General features: G+C 63.5%; 16 protein-coding genes. 8 read left to right on the top strand and 8 right to left on the bottom strand.

Going from position 1 to position 19,374, the window contains the following annotated elements:
* The first annotated feature begins 20 nt into the window (after nt 1-20).
* The 5 genes from ISS97_RS08010 to ISS97_RS07990 all read left to right on the top strand — a co-directional run bounded on the left by ISS97_RS08010 (nt 21) and on the right by ISS97_RS07990 (nt 7,039).
* Nucleotides 21-1,271, top strand: a complete 1,251-nt coding sequence (locus tag ISS97_RS08010) for a beta-ketoacyl [acyl carrier protein] synthase domain-containing protein (protein WP_379985365.1) — start codon at nt 21-23, stop codon at nt 1,269-1,271.
* A gap of 97 nt (nt 1,272-1,368) precedes the next feature.
* A complete protein-coding gene (locus ISS97_RS08005; protein ID WP_379985366.1) occupies nt 1,369-2,130 on the top strand; it encodes an alpha/beta fold hydrolase in 762 nt (253 codons plus the stop codon).
* A gap of 244 nt (nt 2,131-2,374) precedes the next feature.
* The gene (locus tag ISS97_RS08000) at nt 2,375-2,833 is read left to right on the top strand and encodes a response regulator (RefSeq protein WP_379985367.1); all 459 of its coding nucleotides are present in this window, start codon (nt 2,375-2,377) and stop codon (nt 2,831-2,833) included.
* A gap of 9 nt (nt 2,834-2,842) precedes the next feature.
* Nucleotides 2,843-4,621, top strand: a complete 1,779-nt coding sequence (locus tag ISS97_RS07995) for a putative bifunctional diguanylate cyclase/phosphodiesterase (RefSeq protein ID WP_379985368.1) — start codon at nt 2,843-2,845, stop codon at nt 4,619-4,621.
* Nucleotides 4,622-7,039, top strand: coding sequence for a CHASE domain-containing protein (locus ISS97_RS07990; protein ID WP_404580070.1), 2,418 nt, complete (start codon nt 4,622-4,624; stop codon nt 7,037-7,039).
* 40 nt (nt 7,040-7,079) lie between these two features.
* On the opposite strand, the gene ISS97_RS07985 is transcribed toward ISS97_RS07990, so the two are convergent.
* The gene (locus ISS97_RS07985; RefSeq protein WP_379985370.1) at nt 7,080-8,114 is read right to left on the bottom strand and encodes a LacI family DNA-binding transcriptional regulator; all 1,035 of its coding nucleotides are present in this window, start codon (nt 8,112-8,114) and stop codon (nt 7,080-7,082) included.
* A 607-nt stretch (nt 8,115-8,721) separates the two neighbouring features.
* Entirely contained in the window at nt 8,722-11,487 is a 2,766-nt protein-coding gene (polA, locus tag ISS97_RS07980; protein ID WP_379985371.1) for a DNA polymerase I, read from the bottom strand.
* 168 nt (nt 11,488-11,655) lie between these two features.
* Between polA and ISS97_RS07975 the strand changes: the two genes are divergently transcribed.
* Together ISS97_RS07975 and ISS97_RS07970 are read left to right on the top strand one after the other, a co-directional pair.
* Nucleotides 11,656-12,138, top strand: a complete 483-nt coding sequence (locus tag ISS97_RS07975; RefSeq protein ID WP_379985372.1) for a DUF2782 domain-containing protein — start codon at nt 11,656-11,658, stop codon at nt 12,136-12,138.
* Nucleotides 12,139-12,171: 33 nt separating this feature from the next.
* Nucleotides 12,172-12,603 (top strand): EamA family transporter, encoded by a 432-nt coding sequence (locus ISS97_RS07970; protein ID WP_379985373.1) that lies wholly within the window; start codon nt 12,172-12,174, stop codon nt 12,601-12,603.
* A 368-nt stretch (nt 12,604-12,971) separates the two neighbouring features.
* Here the strand turns inward: ISS97_RS07970 and ISS97_RS07965 are convergent, their stop codons facing one another.
* Nucleotides 12,972-13,682: a glutathione S-transferase gene (locus ISS97_RS07965; protein ID WP_379985374.1), complete on the bottom strand. Its 711-nt coding sequence runs from the start codon at nt 13,680-13,682 to the stop codon at nt 12,972-12,974.
* A 63-nt stretch (nt 13,683-13,745) separates the two neighbouring features.
* The gene (locus ISS97_RS07960) at nt 13,746-14,660 is read right to left on the bottom strand and encodes a LysR family transcriptional regulator (RefSeq protein WP_379985375.1); all 915 of its coding nucleotides are present in this window, start codon (nt 14,658-14,660) and stop codon (nt 13,746-13,748) included.
* A gap of 97 nt (nt 14,661-14,757) precedes the next feature.
* Here ISS97_RS07960 and ISS97_RS07955 point away from each other — a divergent pair, with 97 nt between their 5' ends.
* On the top strand, nt 14,758-15,750 hold the full coding sequence (locus ISS97_RS07955; RefSeq protein WP_379985376.1) for a bile acid:sodium symporter family protein: 993 nt from the start codon (nt 14,758-14,760) through the stop codon (nt 15,748-15,750).
* A 121-nt stretch (nt 15,751-15,871) separates the two neighbouring features.
* On the opposite strand, the gene purH is transcribed toward ISS97_RS07955, so the two are convergent.
* The 4 genes from purH to ISS97_RS07935 form a co-directional block, all read right to left on the bottom strand.
* Complete coding sequence (gene purH, locus ISS97_RS07950; RefSeq protein WP_379985377.1) at nt 15,872-17,482, bottom strand: bifunctional phosphoribosylaminoimidazolecarboxamide formyltransferase/IMP cyclohydrolase; 1,611 nt, start codon at nt 17,480-17,482, stop codon at nt 15,872-15,874.
* A 57-nt stretch (nt 17,483-17,539) separates the two neighbouring features.
* Complete coding sequence (locus ISS97_RS07945; RefSeq protein WP_379985378.1) at nt 17,540-17,998, bottom strand: GNAT family N-acetyltransferase; 459 nt, start codon at nt 17,996-17,998, stop codon at nt 17,540-17,542.
* A gap of 70 nt (nt 17,999-18,068) precedes the next feature.
* Entirely contained in the window at nt 18,069-18,356 is a 288-nt protein-coding gene (locus ISS97_RS07940) for a helix-turn-helix domain-containing protein (RefSeq protein WP_090453289.1), read from the bottom strand.
* A gap of 170 nt (nt 18,357-18,526) precedes the next feature.
* Nucleotides 18,527-19,324 carry a zinc-ribbon and DUF3426 domain-containing protein gene (locus tag ISS97_RS07935; RefSeq protein ID WP_379985379.1) on the bottom strand — a complete coding sequence of 266 codons (798 nt, stop codon included), beginning with the start codon at nt 19,322-19,324 and terminating at the stop codon, nt 18,527-18,529.
* Between the last annotated feature and the right edge of the window lie 50 nt (nt 19,325-19,374).

The following is a 19,374-nucleotide window of genomic DNA, read 5'->3' as shown; positions in this document are numbered from 1 at the left end:
GCTCAAGATAAGGAATCGTCATGACCGTGATTGCCGGTATGAGCTGTCATTTTCCTGGGGCTGAAGGGTTGGATGCCTACTGGCGATTGATCAAGGCCAATCAGTCTGCGATCGAAACTCCGCCATCCCGTCGCGACGAACTCGTTCGTCAGATAGATGAGCTGAAAATACCGATATGGGGTGGATACATCTCACACGAAGATACTTTCGATGCGGACCGGTTCCAGATTCCGCAGCGTGAGGTGGATTGCATGGACCCGCAGCAGAAGCTCGTCCTTACGCATGCATGCAGGGCGCTGGAGGATGCGGGACTGTCGGCCGATGCGCTCAAAGGAGGCCGGGTCGGCGTATTTGTTGGCGCTATGGCCAACGATCTGGCCTACCTGAAATGGAATGACTTGCCGAAAGTCGAGGCGGCGAATGTCACGGGTAACGGCTTGTGCCTGATCGCCAATCGCCTGTCGTACGAACTGGATCTGCACGGCCCCAGCATGACGGTGGATACGGCATGTTCCTCGTCATTGGTCGCTGTGCACCAGGCGGTTCGCGCATTGCGCGATCGCGAGTGCGATCTGGTTCTGGTCGCTGGCGTCAATGTGATCCTGTCCGCCTTGCTGCAGAAGTTCTATCAGATGGCGGGGGTGGGGTCGCCGGATGGCTATTGCCGATCATTCAGCGCGGACGCCAATGGCATCGGACGATCCGAAGGTATCGGTGTGCTGGTGTTGTGCCGCGAACAGGATCTGCCTTCGGCGCGGCAGCGTGGCTATGCCGTCGTGGGTGGAAGCCGGGTCAATCATGGTGGACAAAGCAGTCGATTCACCGCGCCCAATATTCAGGCACAGGTGGCGTTGCTGCGAGAGGCCTATGCCGAAGCCGGCATCCAGCCTCATGACGTGGCATACGTGGAAGGGCACGGCACCGGCACGCGGCAAGGTGACCGGATGGAGATCAAGGCGCTCCAGGAAGTATTTGATGGCCGGGAATCCGCCTGTGCGCTGGGTGCCGTCAAGAGTCTGATCGGCCACACCGAGGCAGCCTCTGGTATGGCAGGACTGATCAAGGTAGCGCTCATGCTCCACCATGGGTACATGCCAGCAAGTGCGTATGCCGATACCCCTGCGCCGCTGCTGGATGCGGCGTCGCCAATACAGCTGATTCCCGACGCGCGTCCGCTAAGCCCGCGGCAGGTCTATCACATGGGTGTCAGCGCGTTCGGTCTTGGCGGCACCAACGCCCATGTTGTCCTGGCTTCGCATCGGGCTGCCTGACCTCTGGTTTCCGGCACACGGCGGGCGAATCGATATGCCAAAACTCAGGCTTGCAGGGCATCCCATGTATTACATGGACCGGGGCAAGGGAACACCCGTGGTCTTGCTGCATAGTTATCTGGCGAATGCTTTTATGTGGACGCCGCAAGTCCAGGCACTGGAAACGCGTTACCGCGTGATCGTGCCGGATCTATGGGGCCATGGCAGCTCTGGCGCCTTGCCCGAGGGTACGCATGACCTCAGTGCATTGACCCGCCATGTAGCGGCGCTGATCGACAGCCTGGACCTGGAGACCTATGTCGTGGCCGGCCAATCCGTGGGCGGCATGATGGCGGGCGAACTGGCGCTCTCGTCACCGACGCGCGTGAAGGGCCTGATCATGATGGGAACGTATCTCGGTCAGGAGCCTGCGAAGCCGCAGGACTACTTCATGCGATTGCTGGATCGTATCGACGCGGACGGAACCTTTACGCCTGCGTTGCTCGATGAAATAACGGCCCTGTTCTTTCAGTCCGATGTATCCGGCGCGACCCCATCGTTGAAGGCGTCATTCCAGAGACAGCTTCTGTCCTGGTCGATGGAGACGCTGCGGCAGAGCATCCTGCCCATCGGGCGCATGATTTTTCAGAGACGCGATCTGTGTTCCCGCCTGCACGAGTTGAGCAGCACGCCCACGCTGGTGATGTGCGGGGAGCATGACCGGGTGCGGCCGACGTCGGAGTCGGTGGACATGGCGCAGCGCATAGGCTGTCGCTACATCGAAGTCCCGGGGGCAAGCCATACGTCCAATCTGGAGCAGCCGGAGTTCGTGACGCGCGCATGGCTCGGGTTTCTGGCTGAGCGCGAAGCTAGGGCCTAGGACAGACCTCAAGTTGCCGGAATGTGCTCCAGCGGTTGCGCCGCTGCTGCCGGCTGGGTGTATATATGCAATAAGAATCATGCAATTAGGCCGATGGCGGGCGAGGCATGGCGGCAGCGCGGGTTTATGGGCTGGTGCGGGTGAGCTCAGGCCGACCATGTCCCGACCAAGTGCGTCGGTGCTCCCATGGACCGGCTGCGCGTGTAGCATCCGGTGCGGCAAACACAGTTCGAGGAACCGATCGATGCGCCTGCCCGATCTTGAGCACGATCACTGCGACATCCTGCTCGTCGAGGACAATCCGAAGGACGTGCGATTGACGCGCGAAGCCTTGCGCGAAAGCGGGTTCGATTGTGAGTTGTCGGTGGCCCGGAACGGTATGGAAGCGCTCGACATGTTGCGGCGCGTTCCGCCCTTTGAGCATCTGCCGGCGCCTGACCTCATTCTTCTCGACATCAACCTGCCATTGAAGAGTGGCCGCGACGTACTGGCGGAAATCAAGCAGGACGATCGACTGCGCAGCATCCCGGTCATCATGCTCACTACGTCGCGTGCGGAGAGTGACGTCAAGGCCTGCTATGACCTGCACGCCAACTGCTATCTCGCCAAACCGCTGGAGTTCGACGATTTCACTGAGTTGATGCGCGGCCTGCACAACTTCTGGATCGATCGAGCCCTGCTTCCCCCGAAGCCTATGCTTTAGGGGAGGCTCATGACGATCCAAGCCGTGTCGACGACCCTGCGCCTGTTGTTGGTCGAAGATTCCATGCGCGACGCCATGCTGGCCCGCGAATGGCTGCGGGAAGTCATCAGCGATTCGCAGCTCTATTCGGTCCATGTCCAGACGCTGGCCGATGCACTCGCGCGAGTCGCCGCCGAGCGATGGGACTGCGTACTGCTCGACCTCGATCTGCCCGATGGAAGTGGCGGCGTGCACAACGTGCAGCGCGTACATGCCGCGGCTCCCGACGTCGCCATTGTTGTCGTGAGCGGCAACAACGACGAGCGCATCGCACTGGAGGCGCTTCGCTGGGGAGCGCAAGAGTACGTCATCAAGGGTCAGTTCGACGGCCACTCCTTGCTGCGCGTGATACAGCATGCCCTGGAGCGCCATCGTGTCGTGACCGAGTTGAATCGGCAGCGCGAGCACAACTACTTTCGCGCCAGTCACGACAGCCTTACCGGTCTGGCCAACCGCAGCCTGTTTCTGGAGCGGGCCAGTGAGGCGATAGCGGGTGCGGAGCGCGGCGACGAGAAGATGGCGCTCTGCTTCTTCGATCTGGATGGCTTCAAGCCGATCAACGATCAACGCGGGCATTCCTTCGGCGACGCGCTCTTGCGTGCCGTCGCGAACGTGTTGCGCGATCAGGTGCGCGAGAGCGACACCGTGGCGCGCATGGGCGGAGACGAGTTCGTGGCCATGCTGACGCCGCTGCGCTCCATCGCCGAAGCCAGGCAGGTGGCGACGCGTATCGTGCAAGGCATTCAAGCCATCACCACCGTGCAGGGACAGCACGTCAATGTGGGGGTCAGCGCAGGCCTGGCCATGTTTCCGCATGACGGTGCCGACCTCGAGTCACTGATGGTTCGCGCCGACGTCGCGATGTATGCCGCAAAGCGGCATCAGGGTGGTGGCCTTTACCTGTCGGAGGGGGCGGAGCCCGCAGAGACTGCCGGTAACGCTTCTTCAGCGGTCACCATGCCGGGCCTCACTTTGCTATTTCAGCCCTGGCTCAATCTGCGGAGTGGCGGTTATGGGGGTGTTGCTGTGCTGGGTCAGAGCAGCGACCCGCAGTCAGCGGCATCCGGTCACCGCGATTCGACCGACGCCGCGCACGAGCTGGATCGAGCTGATATCCGGATCCTCGAGCGCGCGGCATCGCAATGGCTCGCATGGCGCAGGCAGGGTATTGCGCCCGAGCGGATGGCGATCCATCTATCGCTCTCGGCGCTGGCCGAGCCTGCATGGGTGACGCGTTGGCGCGACGTCCTGGAGCATTTGGGCGTACCGATGTCGCTGTGGCAGGTCGAAGTCGCTGAGCATGTCTTCAAGGAAGCCAAAGGCGGCGCGGTCAGGGCCAACCTCGATGCGCTGCATGAATGGGGTGTCCGTATCGTGGTGGACCGCTTCGGACAGGAGGAGGCTTCTCTCACCTTGCTGGCCAGGCTGCCCATTCACGGCGTCAAACTCGACCGGTCCTTGTTGCATGGCCTGCGTGACGGCAATCAGGAGATGCACGCGCTGGTCGCCGCGATTCTGAGCGTAGCGCACGCACGTGGCCTCGATGTGATGGCGATGGGTGTCGAGAACGAAGACGATCTTCGTAACTGCGCGTCGCTGAGCATTCCCTATGCTCAGGGTTTCTGGTTCTCCGAGCCGCTGCCGGCAAAGCGGTTGACGGCCTTGCTGCTCGATAGAGTGCTGGACCGAACCGTTTTAGAGGGCGCCGCCCAGGACGGCGCGCTCGCTGACCGCGACGCGACATCCTAGATGGGTGGCGCCTCCTTGCTGCGCCGTTACTTGCTGCCCAACTTGTTGGTGGCAGCGGCCTACTATGCAGCCGGGCGCCTTGGCCTGCTGCTGGCGATTCCACCCGGATACGCCACCGCTGTCTGGCCGCCCTCCGGCATCGCGCTGGCTTGCGTGATGTTGTGGGGCTATCGAGTCACACCGGGCGTCTGGGTCGGTTCTTTCCTCATCAACGCATGGACCAGTCTCGACACCAGCTCCACGGCGGCGATCCTCCACTCGTTGTCGGTGCCGACACTGATCGCCACCGGGGCGGCTTTGCAGGCGGCCACCGGCACGTGGTTGATCCGCCGATTTGTGGGCTACCGCAATTTGCTGATCCAGGATCTGGATGTGGTGCGCATCCTCACGCTGGGCGGTCCGCTGGCCTGCATCATCAACGCGAGCGTGGGTGTGGGAACGCTCACCTTCTATCGTCTGGTGCCACTTGAAAGCGCACCCTTCAATTGGTGGACGTGGTGGATCGGCGACAGTATCGGCGTACTGATATTCACGCCGCTGGTGCTCATATGGGCTGTGCGGCCGCGCGCCGTGTGGCTGACGCGCCAAATCACGGTGAGTGTTCCATTGGCCCTGGTATTCGGCCTGGTTGTCTGGCTTTTCTTCTTCACCAGCAACCGGGAGCAGGCGCGCATGAACGCCGAGTTCCAGAGTCAGGGGCATGATTTCTCGCGCGCTCTGCAAGAGGACATGCGCAAGAACCTGGGCGCGCTCTATGCGTTGCAAGCCTTTTACGCCAGTGTCGACCATATCGACCGGCGCTCCTTCACGAGCTTTGCAGGGCGCTTGCTTGCCCGCCGCAGCGGTGTCCAGGCCCTCGAGTGGGCGCCTCTCGTGCGCCATGCGGATCGCGCCGACTTTGAAGCGAAAGTGCGTGCCGACGGCTTCCCCCAGTTCGCTATTACGGAGCGCGCCGGCGGCGGCAGTCTGGTACCCGCCGATCCGCAAGACACGTATGTGCCGATCGAATACATCGTGCCGTTCGCCGGGAACAAGGCGGCCATGGGGTATGCCGGCACCACCGAGCCCAGTCGTCTCGCCGCCATCCAGATGGCGGGAGACAGCGGCGAGCCGGTAGCGACGGCACGCGTCCATCTGGTTCAGGACGCACCCGGTCACCACGGCCTGCTGGTGTTCTTGCCCTGTTACGCCACAGGCATGCCGATCGATACGGTGGCGGCACGCCGCCAGGCGCTGCGTGGCTTCATGCTGGCCGTGCTCCGCATCCCTGACTTGATGCAGGACAGTCTGGATGCAATCGAGACCAAAGGCGTGCTTGTGCGCCTGCTGGACAGCGATGCGCCAGAGAAAGATCGCGTGCTATACGGCGCCGATCCCGCCGCTTCGGAAATCAAGGGCGGGTTGGAGCAAAGCCATACCCTGGACATAGCCCATCGCCATTGGCAACTGCAGCTGACCTTGCCGGCGCAATACCTCACCGCGCACAAATCGTGGCAGGCCTGGACGCTGCTCGCCGCAGGCATGTTGTTTACCGGCCTGCTCGGCATGTTCCTGCTGTTGATCATCGGGCGTACCGCGCGACTGGACGAACTGGTGGCCGAGCGAACGACGGAACTCAGCGCACTCAATCACGAGCTTGCAGAAGAGGTGCGGCATAGGGAGTGGTTAGAGATGGCCGCGCGCGAGCAAGCGACCAAGCTGGCCGTTTCCAACAAGGAGCTTGAACAGTTCGCCTATGTCGCCTCACACGATCTCCAGGCGCCATTGCGCTCGGTAACGAGTTTCGCCACCTTACTGGAGCGGCGCTACAAAGGACGACTGGGCGACGATGCCGACGAGTTTCTCGCCGCCATACGCGAGAGCGTGATGGACATGCGTGGCCTGATTAACGACCTGCTCGAGCTCTCCCGCGTGAACAGCCAGAGCCTGGCCATCTCCGTGGTTTCAAGCCAGAGCATCGTCGAGCGGGCGTGCCAGCAATTGGCGGAAGACATCCATGCCGCCCATGCCAAGATCGACTTCCAGGATCTGCCGATGGTGCGAGGCGATGAGCGCACGCTGACGCAGCTATTCCAGAACTTGATCGGCAATGGCATCAAGTTTCAGCCCAAGGGTGCGTCTCCCAGGATCGACATCAGCGTGCAAAGGCAGGGCGATGAGTGGCAGTTTGCGGTCCACGACAACGGCATAGGCATTTCGCCCGAACATCAGGAAACGATTTTCCTGATGTTCAAGCGGCTGCACACCGCCGAGCAATATCCCGGCACCGGCATTGGTCTCGCGCTTTGCAGCAAGATCCTGCAGCTCCATGGCAGTCGTCTGTGGGTCAGCTCCACTCCCGGCCACGGTGCCACGTTCTATTTCTCGCTGTCTGCGGTGATGGCCGAGACACGACGCGAATTGACATCGTCCCGTTGATTCAATGTGTCGATGGCTGCGGGAACGCAGCGGGGAACGCTTAACGCGCGCGCAGGCTGGAGCGGCGAACCACCAGTTTCACCGGCAACATGCCGCTTTCCGCTGGCTCCTGACGGATCAGGCGCAACAGATTGTCGACCAGCGCTTCGCCGGCCTGGCGGGTGTCCTGGCGTACCGTGGTCAACGGCGGGTTGACGAAGCTTGCGGTGGGAATGTCGTCGAAGCCGGCGACGGCGATGTCATTGGGAACGGTCATGCCGTGGTCGGCGAGGGCGCGCATGGCGCCGATGGCAATGAGATCGCTGGCGGCGAAGATGGCGTCGAAAGGAGCCTTGCGTTCCAGCAGGGCTTCCAGGGCGGTGTAGCCGGATTGCTCGGTGCTTTCGGCGTTGACCTGCAAAGCGGGGTCGACGCTGAGGCCGGCTTGTTCCAGCACGTCGGCATAGCCGCGGTAGCGTTCGAAGAATTCGGGGTAGTGGCTGGAGGCGTCGCCGAGGAAGGCGATGCGGCGGAAGCCCTGTTCCAGCAGATGAGCGGTGACATCCTGGCCGCCGCGGAAGTTGTCGCAGCCGATGGAGATGTCTGGCTGATCGGGCAGCACCGCGCCCCAGCGCACGCAGTGCGTGCCCTGGCCGACCAGCTTTTCCAGCTTGTCGCGGTAGGCGAGGTAGTCGCCGTAGCCGAGCAGGATGATGCCGTCGGCCTTGCGGGTATCGGCGTAGTCGGCGTGCCAGTCGTGCGAGAGCTGCTGGAAAGAGACCAGCAGGTCGTAGCCGCGCTGGGCGCAGGCACGGGTGATCGAGCCCAGCATGGAAAGGAAGAACGGGTTGATGTGCGAGTCGTCGGCCGTCGGGTCTTCGAACAGCAGCAGCGCCAGGGTGCCCGAGTGGCGGGTGCGCAGGTTGGAGGCGTTCTTGTCGACCTTGTACTTGAGCTCGGCGGCGGCGGCCTGGATGCGCTGACGTGTTTCCTCGCTCACCAAGGGGCTGCCGCGCAGTGCGCGCGATACTGTGGACTGGGAGACCCCTGCCAGATGGGCAATGTCGAACGAGGTGGCTTTGCCTTTCTTCTGCACCGTGATCGCAACCTTTCGCGAATAGCCGGCCGGGCCGGCGCGACCGGAGTGGGCAGCATGCTAGCCGCTTTGACCGTCAGCCGTCTCAGAGCCTGTTCCCTACCTTTTCGTAGCCCGCGCCGGGAGCTGTTTGCGTGCCAGCCAAGGAAGAGTGAGGGAGTGTACGTCCGTACACGACCGAGCGATGACGCCGGCTGGGGCGCAAACAGACCCGGCCCTTCGGGTTGAGTGTCGGCGGGCGCCATGCGGCGGCGCGCGGCTTGGCCTGGCAGCCAGCCAGGCGCTGCGCCACGCTCCACCACCTGGCGCCCGCCGACACTCAACGCGGGCTACGAAAAGGTAGGGAACAGGCTCTTACCCGAAACGTGGGCAAAAAAATGCCCCGAGGGTTAGGGGGGAACCCTCGGGGCGGGGTGGAAGCGGGACCCAGGGGAAGGCCCGCTTACCGGATGGCTCATCCAGGGAGGTGGTGAGCCGCGGACGCCGTTGCGTACGTCCGATCACTTAGAACGTGCTAATTGGGAAAAGTTGCACAAAGCTTGCGAGAAAAATTTAGCGGCGATTCATTTGACGAAAAACGAACGAAAAGGGCGGCCGGGATGGGCGGTCAGTGCGCCTCGTCCCAGTTAGCGCCGACCCCGGCTTCGACCAGCAGGGGCACGCGTAGTTCGGCGGCGCCGGACATGCGAGCGACGACGGCGGCACGAACCTCCTCCACGGCGTCCTTGCGGACCTCGAAGACCAGTTCGTCATGCACCTGCATCAGCATGTGCGCGTCGTCGCGTTCCTTCAGCCAGGCGGCCACGGAAATCATGGCGCGCTTGATGATGTCGGCAGCGCTGCCCTGCATCGGAGCGTTCACCGCGGCGCGCTCGGCGCCGGCGCGCAGTGCCTGGTTGCGTGCCTTGAGGTTCTCCAGATAGAGGCGGCGGCCGAAGATGGTTTCCACGTAGCCGTCGCGATGCGCCTGTTCGCGCGTGGCTTCCATGAAAGCGTGCACGCCTGGATAGCGGGCGAAATAACGCGCCATGTAGTCGCTGGCTTCACCGCGATCCACGCCGAGCTGGCGCGCCAGGCCGAACGCGCTCATGCCGTACATCAGGCCGAAGTTGATCGCCTTGGCGGCGCGGCGCTGGTTGGTGCTGACTTCCTCGGGTTTGAGCCCGAACACTTCCGCGGCGGTGGCACGATGCACGTCGCCACCTTCCCTGAAAGCGCGCATCAGGCCTTCGTCGCCCGAGAGGTGAGCCATGATGCGCAGCTCGATCTGCGAATAGTCGGCGGCCATTACTACCCAGCCTTCCGGCGCGATGAACGCCTGGCGGATACGGCGGCCTTCTTCGGTACGCACCGGGATGTTCTGCAGGTTGGGATCGGACGACGACACGCGCCCGGTCGCGACCGCGCCCTGGTGATAGCTGGTATGTACGCGGCCGGTGCGTGGGTTAACGATCTCGGCCAGTTTCTCGGTATAGGTCGAGCGCAACTTCGCCAGGCCGCGGTAGTCGAGGATCAAGCGCGGCAGCGGATGGTCATCGGCGATCGCTTCCAGCGCTTCCTCGTTGGTGGATGGCTGGCCAGTGGGTGTCTTCAACTTTGCCGGCAGGCCGAGTTCGTCGAACAGTACGGCCTGCAACTGCTTGGGTGAGTCGAGATTGAAATCGTGGCCGGCGGCTTTCCATGCCTGCTGCTGCAATTCCAGCATGCGTTTGCCCAACTGCTGGCTTTGCAGGCGCAGGATGTTGACGTCGATCAGCACGCCGCGCTGTTCCATGCCGGCGAGCACTGGCACCAGCGGGATCTCGATGTTCTCGTACACGCTGCGCAACGTTGGCTCGGTTTGTAGCAGCGGCCACAGCGCATAGTGCAGGCGCAGGGTGATGTCCGCGTCTTCCGCGGCGTAGCGGCAGGCGGTATCCAGATCCACCTGCGAGAAGGAAATCTGCTTGGCACCCTTGCCGGCGACTTCTTCGTATTTGACGGTCTCGTAGCCAAGGTATTTCCTGGCCAGTGAATCCATGTCGTGACGTGTTGCGGTGGCGTTCCACACGTACGACTCCAGCATGGAGTCGTGCTTCAGCCCCTGCAGCGCGATGCCATAGTGCGACAGGATGTTGATGTCGTACTTGGCATGCTGGCCGAGCTTGGCCTTGTTCGGGTCTTCGAAGATCGGCTTGAGTGCGGCGAGCACGTGGTCGCGCGCGAGTTGTGCAGGCACGCCCGGATAGTCGTGTGTCAGCGGGATGTAGCAGGCTTTGCCCGGCTCCACCGACAGGCTGAGGCCAACGATGTCGGCCATCATCGAATCGATGCTGGTGGTTTCGGTATCGAAGGCGATCAGTTCGGCGTTCGAGAGGCGCTGCAGCCAGTCGTCGAGCTGCGCCTGGGTGGTGACCAGTTCGTAGCTGCCTGGTGCGCTGAGATCGAAGCCTTGATGTAGGAGCGCACCCTGTGCGCGATCGGGCGCCGGTATGGCGGCGTGTTCCGCCGGCGTCTGGTCGCGCACAGGGTGCGCTCCTACGGGGGCGTCGTTGGCCTCGAGGTCTTTCAGCGCTGCTTTGAATTCGTAGCGAGTGAACAGTTCGCGCAGCTGCTCGACGTGCTTGTCGCGCAGGGTCAGGTCGGTAACGGTTTGTTCCAGCGGCACGTCCAGCTTGATCGTCACCAGCTGGCGTGACAGCGGCAGTTGCGGAAGCGCGTCGCGCAGACTCTCGCCGATCTTGCCGCCGACCTTGTCCGCGTTGGCGATCACGCCGTCCAGTGAGCCGTATTCGGCCAGCCATTTGGCGGCGGTCTTGGGGCCGCATTTGGGCACGCCTGGCACGTTGTCCACGGTGTCGCCGACCAGGGTGAGGTAGTCGATGATCTGGTCCGGCCGCACGCCGAACTTTTCCATGACGCCGGCGCTGTCCATGGTGGTGTTGGTCATGGTGTTGACCAGGCTCACGCCGGGGCGCACCAGCTGGGCCAGATCCTTGTCGCCGGTGGAGATCACCACCTCGATGCCTTGCGCATGCGCCTGCTCGGCCAGGGTGCCGATCACATCGTCGGCCTCCACCCCCGAAACACGCAGGATGGGAAAGCCCAGCGCGCCGACAATGGCCAGCATCGGATCGACCTGCGCGCGCAGATCGTCGGGCATCGGCGGGCGCTGCGCCTTGTACTTGTCGTAGAGCTCGTCGCGGAACGTGGGGCCGGGTGCGTCGCTGACGAAGGCCAGGTATTCCGGCTTCGCCTTCAGCGTTGCGCGCAGCATGTTGACCACGCCGAACAGCGCCCCGGTAGGCTCGCCCTGCGCATTGCTCAGCGGTGGCAGTGCGTGGAAGGCGCGGTACAGGTACGAGGAGCCGTCGATCAGGATGAGCTTGGACATGGGGGACCGTGGGTCTGTGTGTGGCGGGGACGCCAGCAGGCGCATCCGCGGGCATGGAGAGTGGGGAGTTTATGCCGATACGCCTCATGGCGTGGCGTCATCGTGTCGCGCTTCACGGAGCGTCGCCGGGGCGCTGCTATGCTCGGGTCTTCTGAGGAGGTTGTGATCATGAAACCTATCGCCTTGCTCGCCGCTCTTGGTGCCTTCGTTGCCTTGCCGGCTTTTGCGCAATCCCAATCGCTGCCGCCGGCGCCGCCACCGCCGGGCATGAACGATCCGGGCGTGAAGGCGGTGGAGCCGCCCGCGACCAAGAAGCCGGCCAGCACCCAGGCCATCAACAGCAAGGCGCCGGCCCTGCCGGCCATGCAGGACAAGAGCGGCCCCCGCGATGCGCGCGGCGAGCCACCGCCGCAGGTCACCGTGCGCAAGCAGGGTGACGAGACCATCCAGGAATTTCGCCGCAGCGGCGCGTTGTACATGGTGGTGGTGACGCCGAAGACCGGCATTCCGCAGACCTACATGGTTGACGCCAACGGCAACTATCACGCGCAAAGCGGCCCGCAGGAGCCGGTGAAGCCGGTGATGTACAAGGTGATGGAGTGGGGCAAGAGCAAGCCCGCGGAAGCCGAGTCAACCAGCGACGGCAAGTAAGCCGATCCCTATGCCGATGCTGCGGGCTGTCCGGTGAATCTGCGCGAGAGCTGGCTGCTGTTCGCTCTGGGCTCGGCGTTCTTCGCCGCGCTTACGGCATTGTTCGGCAAGATCGGTGTGGCGGGGATCAATTCCAACCTCGCCACGTTTATTCGCACCATCGTGATTCTGATGGTGACGGCCGGGATTCTCAGTTTGCGCGGCGAGTGGGCCAAGCCTTCCGGGCTGTCGTGGCATAGCTGGGTGTTTCTGGTGTTGTCGGGTGTGGCGACCGGGCTCTCGTGGCTTTGTTATTACCGCGCGTTGCAGTTGGGACCGGTGAGCAAGGTGGCGCCTATCGACAAGCTCAGTGTGGCGTTTGTGATTGTGCTGAGCCTGGTGTTTCTTGGGGAGCAGGCTAGTTGGCCGGTGTTGGTTGGGGGTGGGTTGATTTTGGCGGGGGCGCTGGTTATCGCGATGTTTTAGGTTTTTCTGCCTCTTCCTTCGAGAGAGGATTTGGCTCTTGTGACATCCCCTCCTGCTTCGTCATCCCTGCGCAGGCAGGGATCCAGTAGTGAAGCGCTTCGACCGTCGCGTCTGCGTGCCCTGGCTCGCCTGCCGCGGGCTTCCGACTCGCTGCCGCGAGCCGGGTCACTTTCTCTTTGCTGGCCCACGCACCCGCAGGAGCGGGTGCGAACAGCGCAGCTGGCCCGAAGGGCGGAGGGCATGGATGCCCGGAGTCAAGAGAAAGTAATCAAAGAGAAATGGCCTCAGAGCAGGCGGCGTGCTTTGTAGCTGCGCCTTTTCCAGTGTCAGGCGTCGGGATGTTTCTTTCCTGGCCTGATCGTCTTGTATCAGCGTGCCGCATCCAGCTCGGGGTAGTGGCGGAAGATGCCTTCTTCGTTGAAGGGAATGCGCCGTGGAGATGCCAGGTACGCGGCGAGTCGCGGGCGGGATGCAACGCGCTCGGTGAGGGCGTTGAGGTGGGGGAGTTTGCGGCGCAGGCGGCGCATGGTGTTGGGGAAGGCGTAGTTGAGGCCGCTCATGACCTGGAACAGGGAGAGGTCGATGTAGGAGTGGCGTGTGAGGGGGTGTTTGCCGTTGCTGTGTTCGAGGATGTCTTCGAAGTAGCCGAGGTACTTGGGGATGCGGTATTGGCGAAAGTCGGTGGCGCGTTCTTTGGCGGCGCGGCGCTGGTCTTCGTAGTAGAGGCGGCTGGCGATGGGGTGGTGGGTGTCGTGGATTTCGACGACGAAATCGGAAAGGGTCAGTTGCAGTTGATGCGCGTAGAGCCGCGCGGTTTCGCTCTTCGGTACAAGGTTTAGTCGGGGGCCGAGGTAGAACAGGATCGCGGCGGTTTGCGCGATGACGGCGCGGCCCGCTTTGAGGAAGGGTGGGGCGAAGGGACGCGCACCGGGTTCGCTACCTTGCAGGAAGGGCATGATGGCCTGGTCGCCGGCTTCGCGTGCCACGTCAACGTAGTCGGCGCCGGCGTCTTCCAACGCCAGCCGCACGAATTCGCCGCGGCCCTGGATGCCGGTCCAGTAGTAGAGCTCGTAGCGCATGGCGGTCTCCGGTGTCGAAGTACCGACCGTAGACGCTGAAGGTTCAAGGTAGTGTGGAGGGACTCAGCGCGTCTTGCGCTTGGGTGGCGCCAGGGTGAGCTGCACCGCTGTTTCGCGAATGCGTGTCCACACCAGTTCCGCAACGGGCGACAGCGAGCGGTGCCGGCGCCGGATCAGCGTGATGGCGCGATGGGCGACGGGTGTCAGCGGCCGTACGACCAACGCCTCGGGAACGGGTAGCGAGAGTTGCGGCGTGATGGTGACACCCAGGCCGGCTTCGACCATGCGGAAGGCGGTCAAGGTATGCCCGGTCTGTTGCACGACCGGCGCCTGGATGCGTTGCGCGACGAGTTGGAGATCGATCAGGCGGCGGCTGCCGGAGGCATGATCGAGCAGCACCAGTGGCTGGCCTTTCAGTTTCTTCCACGGCACGTCGGGCAGCGAAGCGAACGCATGGTCGCGCCGGCAGACCAGCATGAAAGGGTCATGCAGGATGGTTTCGCTGTCGAAGGATTCGCGGTCGGCAGGTTCGATCGCGAGGCCGAAATCCACTTCGCCACCGCGCACGCTGTCGAGCACCAGGGTCTGCACCTGATCGTGCAGTTGTACGGTGAGTTCGGGATAGTCGCGGGCGCAGGAGGCGATGCATGTGGGCATCAAGCCGGCAGAGAGTGTCGGCACGGCGGCGACGCGCACCTTGCCGCGCTGGCGTTCGCTTTCCGAATGTACGTGGGCGAGCACGCCTTCCAGTTCATCCAGTACACGTTCCACCGCGCCTTGCAGATAGCGGCCCGCCTCGGTGGGGACCACTTCGCGGGTGTTGCGGTCGAACAGGCGTACTTCGAGCTCGGCTTCCAGTTCGGCGATATGCCGGCTCACCGCGGGCTGGGTCAGGTGCAGGCTTTCGGCCGCGCGCCGGAAATGTCGCAACCGGGCGACAGCCAGGAAGGCGCGAAGCTGGCGCAGGCTGATATTCATGCGCTTATCCTATCAATGAATAAGATAAAACGATTTGATTTATCAATGCCGGCGCGCTGGAATGGCGGCTTCTTCTTGAGTCGCCCGATATCAGGCCATGTCACTGCGCCGCTTTCTGCCCGACCGCTTCACCTGCGCGCTGATCGTCACGGTGGTGACGGCCAGCCTGTTGCCTTGTCGCGGCACGGCGGCTTCGGTGTTCAACGTGCTGACCGATGCGGCGATCGCGCTGCTGTTCTTTCTGCATGGCGCCAAGCTTTCGCGTGAGGCGGTGCTGGCAGGCATGACGCATTGGCGGCTGCACCTGACGGTGCTGGCCAGCACCTTTGTATTGTTCCCGTTGCTGGGCGTGCTGTTGCGACCGTTGCTGGCGCCGCTGGTGACGCCGGACTTGTATCTGGGCGTGCTGTTTCTGTGCGCGCTGCCTTCCACGGTGCAATCGTCGATCGCGTTCACTTCGATGGCGCGCGGCAATATTCCGGCGGCGATCTGCGCGGCCTCGGCGTCCAGCATGCTGGGCATTTTCATTACGCCGCTGCTGGTGGGATTGATGATGGAATCGCACGGGCAGGGCGGGATGTCCTGGGATGCGCTGGGCACCATCGTGTTGCAGTTGCTGGTGCCGTTCGTTGCCGGGCAGGTGGCGCAGCGCTGGATCGGCGGCTGGGTAAACCGTCATCGCGGCATGCTGGCTTATGTGGATCAGGGCTCGATCCTGTTGGTGGTGTACACCGCTTTCAGCGCCGCTGTGCTGCAGGGGCTATGGAAGCAGACGCCGCTGCCGGTGCTAGGCGGTCTGCTGGTGGTGAACGTCGTCTTGCTGGCGCTCGCGCTGCTGGCGACGCGTTATGGATCGCGCGCGCTGGGCTTCCATCGCGAGGATGAGATCACCATCGTGTTCTGCGGCTCGAAGAAGAGCCTCGCCAGTGGTGTGCCGATGGCCAAAGTGCTGTTCGCCGGCCATCCGCTCGGCATGATCGTGTTGCCGATCATGCTGTTTCACCAGATCCAGTTGATGACCTGCGCGGTGCTGGCGCGTCGCTATGCGCGGCCCATCGAGTGGAAGGCCGCGCCCGCCACGACGGACTGACGTAGGAGCGCACCCTGTGCGCGAAAGCCCTGCGCAGCAGGGCTGCTCTGTTCTCATCATGTGGCAAAGGCGGCCCTGCTGCGCAGGGCTTTCGCGCACAGGGTGCGCTCCTACACGAACATCAGTGACGGAAGTGGCGCATGCCGGTGAAGACCATCGCCATGTCGTGCTCGTCAGCGGCCGCGATCACCTCGGCGTCGCGCATCGAGCCGCCAGGCTGGATGACCGCACGGATGCCGGCAGCGGCAGCGGCATCGATGCCGTCGCGGAACGGGAAGAACGCATCGGAAGCCATCACCGATCCGCGCACTTCCAGCTTCTCGTCCGCCGCCTTGATGCCGGCGATACGCGCGCTGTAGACGCGGCTCATCTGGCCGGCGCCAATGCCGATGGTCTGGCGGTCGCGGGCATAGACGATGGCATTGCTCTTGACGTATTTCGCCACTTTCCACGCAAAGATCAGGTCGTGGACTTCCGCTTCGGTCGGCGCACGGCGGGTGACGATCTTCAGATCCTCGGCGGTGACCATGCCGCGGTCGGCGGTCTGGATCAGCAGGCCGGAACCCACGCGGCGCACGTCATTGCCCGGATGCGCGTCGACAAGTGAGCCTTCAGCCGGCAGCGGGATCTCCAGCACACGCACATTGCCCTTCTTGGCGAAAGCCTTGAGGGCGTCTGCCGCATAAGCCGGAGCCAGCACCACTTCCACAAACTGGCGCTCGACGATGGCGCGCGCCGTGGCCGCGTCGACCTCGCGGTTGAACGCGATGATGCCGCCGAAGGCCGAGGTGGGGTCGGTCTGGTAAGCGAGATCATACGCACGGCCGATGCCTTCGAGGCTCACGGCCACACCGCAGGGATTGGCGTGCTTGACGATGACGCAGGCCGGCTTGGTGAAGCTGCGCACGCATTCCCACGCAGCATCGGAGTCGGCGATGTTGTTGAACGACAGCTCCTTGCCCTGCAACTGGCGGAAGGTGGCGAGTGTGCCGGGCGCCGGATACAGGTCGCGATAAAACGCAGCGTGCTGGTGCGGGTTCTCGCCGTAGCGCAGATCCATCAGTTTCACGAAACGGCCGTTGGCCTGACCAGGGAAGCGTTCGTGGCCGGCGATGGCGTCCTGCGTATCGTTGAGCTGCAGACCGGAGAGATAGTCGCTGATGGCGCCGTCGTAGTTCGACACGCGATTGAACGCAGCTACCGCCAGCTTGAAACGCGTGGCACGTGTCAGGCCGCCTTGTTGCTCGATTTCGGCGATGGCCTCTTCGTACTGGTCGGGCGAGGTGAGCACACCCACGTCGTTCCAGTTCTTCGCCGCGGAACGCAGCATGGCCGGGCCGCCGATATCGATGTTCTCGATGGCCTGCTCCAGCGTGCAGTCCGCGCGTGCCACGGTGGCTTCGAACGGATACAGGTTGAGTACCAGCAGGTCGATCGGCGCGATGCCGAGTTCGCCCATCACGGCGTCGTCGGTGCCGCGGCGGCCAAGCAGTCCGCCGTGCACTTTCGGATGCAGCGTCTTGACGCGGCCGTCCATGATTTCCGGAAAGCCGGTGACGTCGCTCACGTCCTTTACCGGAATGCCGGCGTCGCGTAGCGCCTTGGCACTGCCGCCGGTGGAAAGCAGCTCCACGCCCTTGGCGGCCAGCCGGCGGGCCAGGTCGATCAGGCCGGTTTTATCGGAGACGCTGAGCAAGGCACGGCGGACGGGTGCCGGAGTAGCTGCGGACATGACGCGGGTTCCTGCGGGAAAGCTCGCGATTATAAGCCCTGCGCGGGCCGCGGGCGGTCAGCGGCGCAGAACCATATGCAGCAAAGGAAAGGGGCGGCCGCTGGGATCCAGCTCGGAACGCCCGGTCTGCACAAAGCCGTAGTGCTGGTAAAAGCGCGTGGCTTCAGGGTTTTGCTCGTTCACGTCGACCCTCCAGGCAACGCCGGGCGCGGTGGCGATGACGTGGTCGAGCAGGCGTCGGCCAACGCCGCGCCGATGTTGCTCGGGTGCGATGAACAGGGCTTCGATGTGGTGTCCCGAGACGCCGATGAAGCCGACGATGCGTCCGTCATCCTCGGCGACCCAGACGTTTAGCAGTCCAAACGCCGAAGGCAGGCAGCCGCGGAAGAACAGAATGTCTTCTTCGGCGAGAAAATGATGGGTGGCGCGTACGGCGGCTTCCCAGACCCGGATCAGATCGGCATGGTCGGAAGCGGTGGCGAGGCGGAGCGAGACGGAAGGTGCGAGGGCGTTCATGGGGACACATCCTTGTTGTACGGTGCAGATGCCGGACGCCCCTCCGGCGTTGCGGTGATGTCCTTGGCTCTCAGAGCAGGCCGTGTGCGGCCAGCTTCTTGCGCAAGGTGGCGCGGTTGATGCCGAGCACGGCCGCGGCGCGGCTCTGGTTGCCGTCGTGCCAAGCCAGCACTTCGCGCAGCAGCGGGCCTTCGACTTCGCGAATGACCAGCGCGTGCAAGCCTTCGTCGCACTCGGTATCGCCGATGTCGGCGAGATAGCGGCGGACAGTGCGGCTGACACATTCGCTCAACGCGCTCTGCGACGAGGTCTCTTTCGCGGCCTCGGAAGCAGGCAGTCTGACGGCGTTCACAGGCATTTCCCTCACGTTCTACGCAGCGGCTGCATGGGTCGCTGCATGTTGCTTTGGCTGATACCGCGGGCGGCGGCTCGCATGGAACGCCGGGTGCAGCAGGACGAAGGGGCGAGTTTACCCTTGCGTAGGAAGAATTTTAAGTACTGCGTTTCCTAGCCGACTAGGACGGTGTGCTATTCGAAGCTGAACTCGAAGGCCACCGCCTTGTTGCCCGGGTCTTCTACCTCCAGTACCAGTGCGGTGCTGGTGCCGGAGGGCAGGCCGCGTTGCAGGGCGAAGCCGTCACCGAGGTATTCGCTGGGACGCAGGCGGCGCATGGCCACGTGCTTGCCATCGACATCGGAAAGGGTCACCACCACCACCGGCCAGGGCTGGTCGAAGTCGGCATCGTTGCGCACGGTGGCGCTGATCAGCAGCGCGCCAGGAACCGATGGGTGTGCCTGCACATCGCGCGCCAGCAGGCGCAGATGCTGCACGTCCTGCACTAACGGCAAACGGCAGCCAAGACTGTTACAGGCCTGGCGCAACAGCGTGCCAGCGGTCGGGTCGACGACCAGTGCATCGCGTTTGGCCCAGGCGAGCTGTGCGCACAGCAAGAGCAGGAGGACCAGACAGGCCAGCACCCACGGCCAGCGCCGCATCCTGTTCTGGTGCGCAGGCCGTGCGAAGCGCGGCGAAAACACCAGGTGTGAAAAATCTTCGCTTTCAGCCGCGGGCGTGGTCCCAGAATCCGCTGCAAGCGCACTTTCTTGCCGTGGCCGATACACCGCCGATTCCACCTGCGGCGGCCGGCCCGACGACTTATGTTCCGGCAGTTGCTGGAACGGCTCGGGCGGCAGCTGGCTGCTCAGGCTGGCGAGCGCGTCGAATTCAGTCTCGCAATGTCCGCACACGACGTGGCCGCGCGCCTGCGCAAGCGTCTCCGCGTCCATCGAGAACACGGTCAGGCAGTCGGGGCATTGGGCGTACATGCGGCAAGTAGAGTCGGTCGCGGTGCGACCTGTAAAGAGTAAAGGACGAA

The organism is Dyella koreensis (assembly GCF_044904565.1).
Lineage (GTDB): Bacteria > Pseudomonadota > Gammaproteobacteria > Xanthomonadales > Rhodanobacteraceae > Dyella_D > Dyella_D koreensis.
Note: the sequence above shows the minus strand (reverse complement) of the source record. Positions and strands in the feature narration are given on the sequence as shown.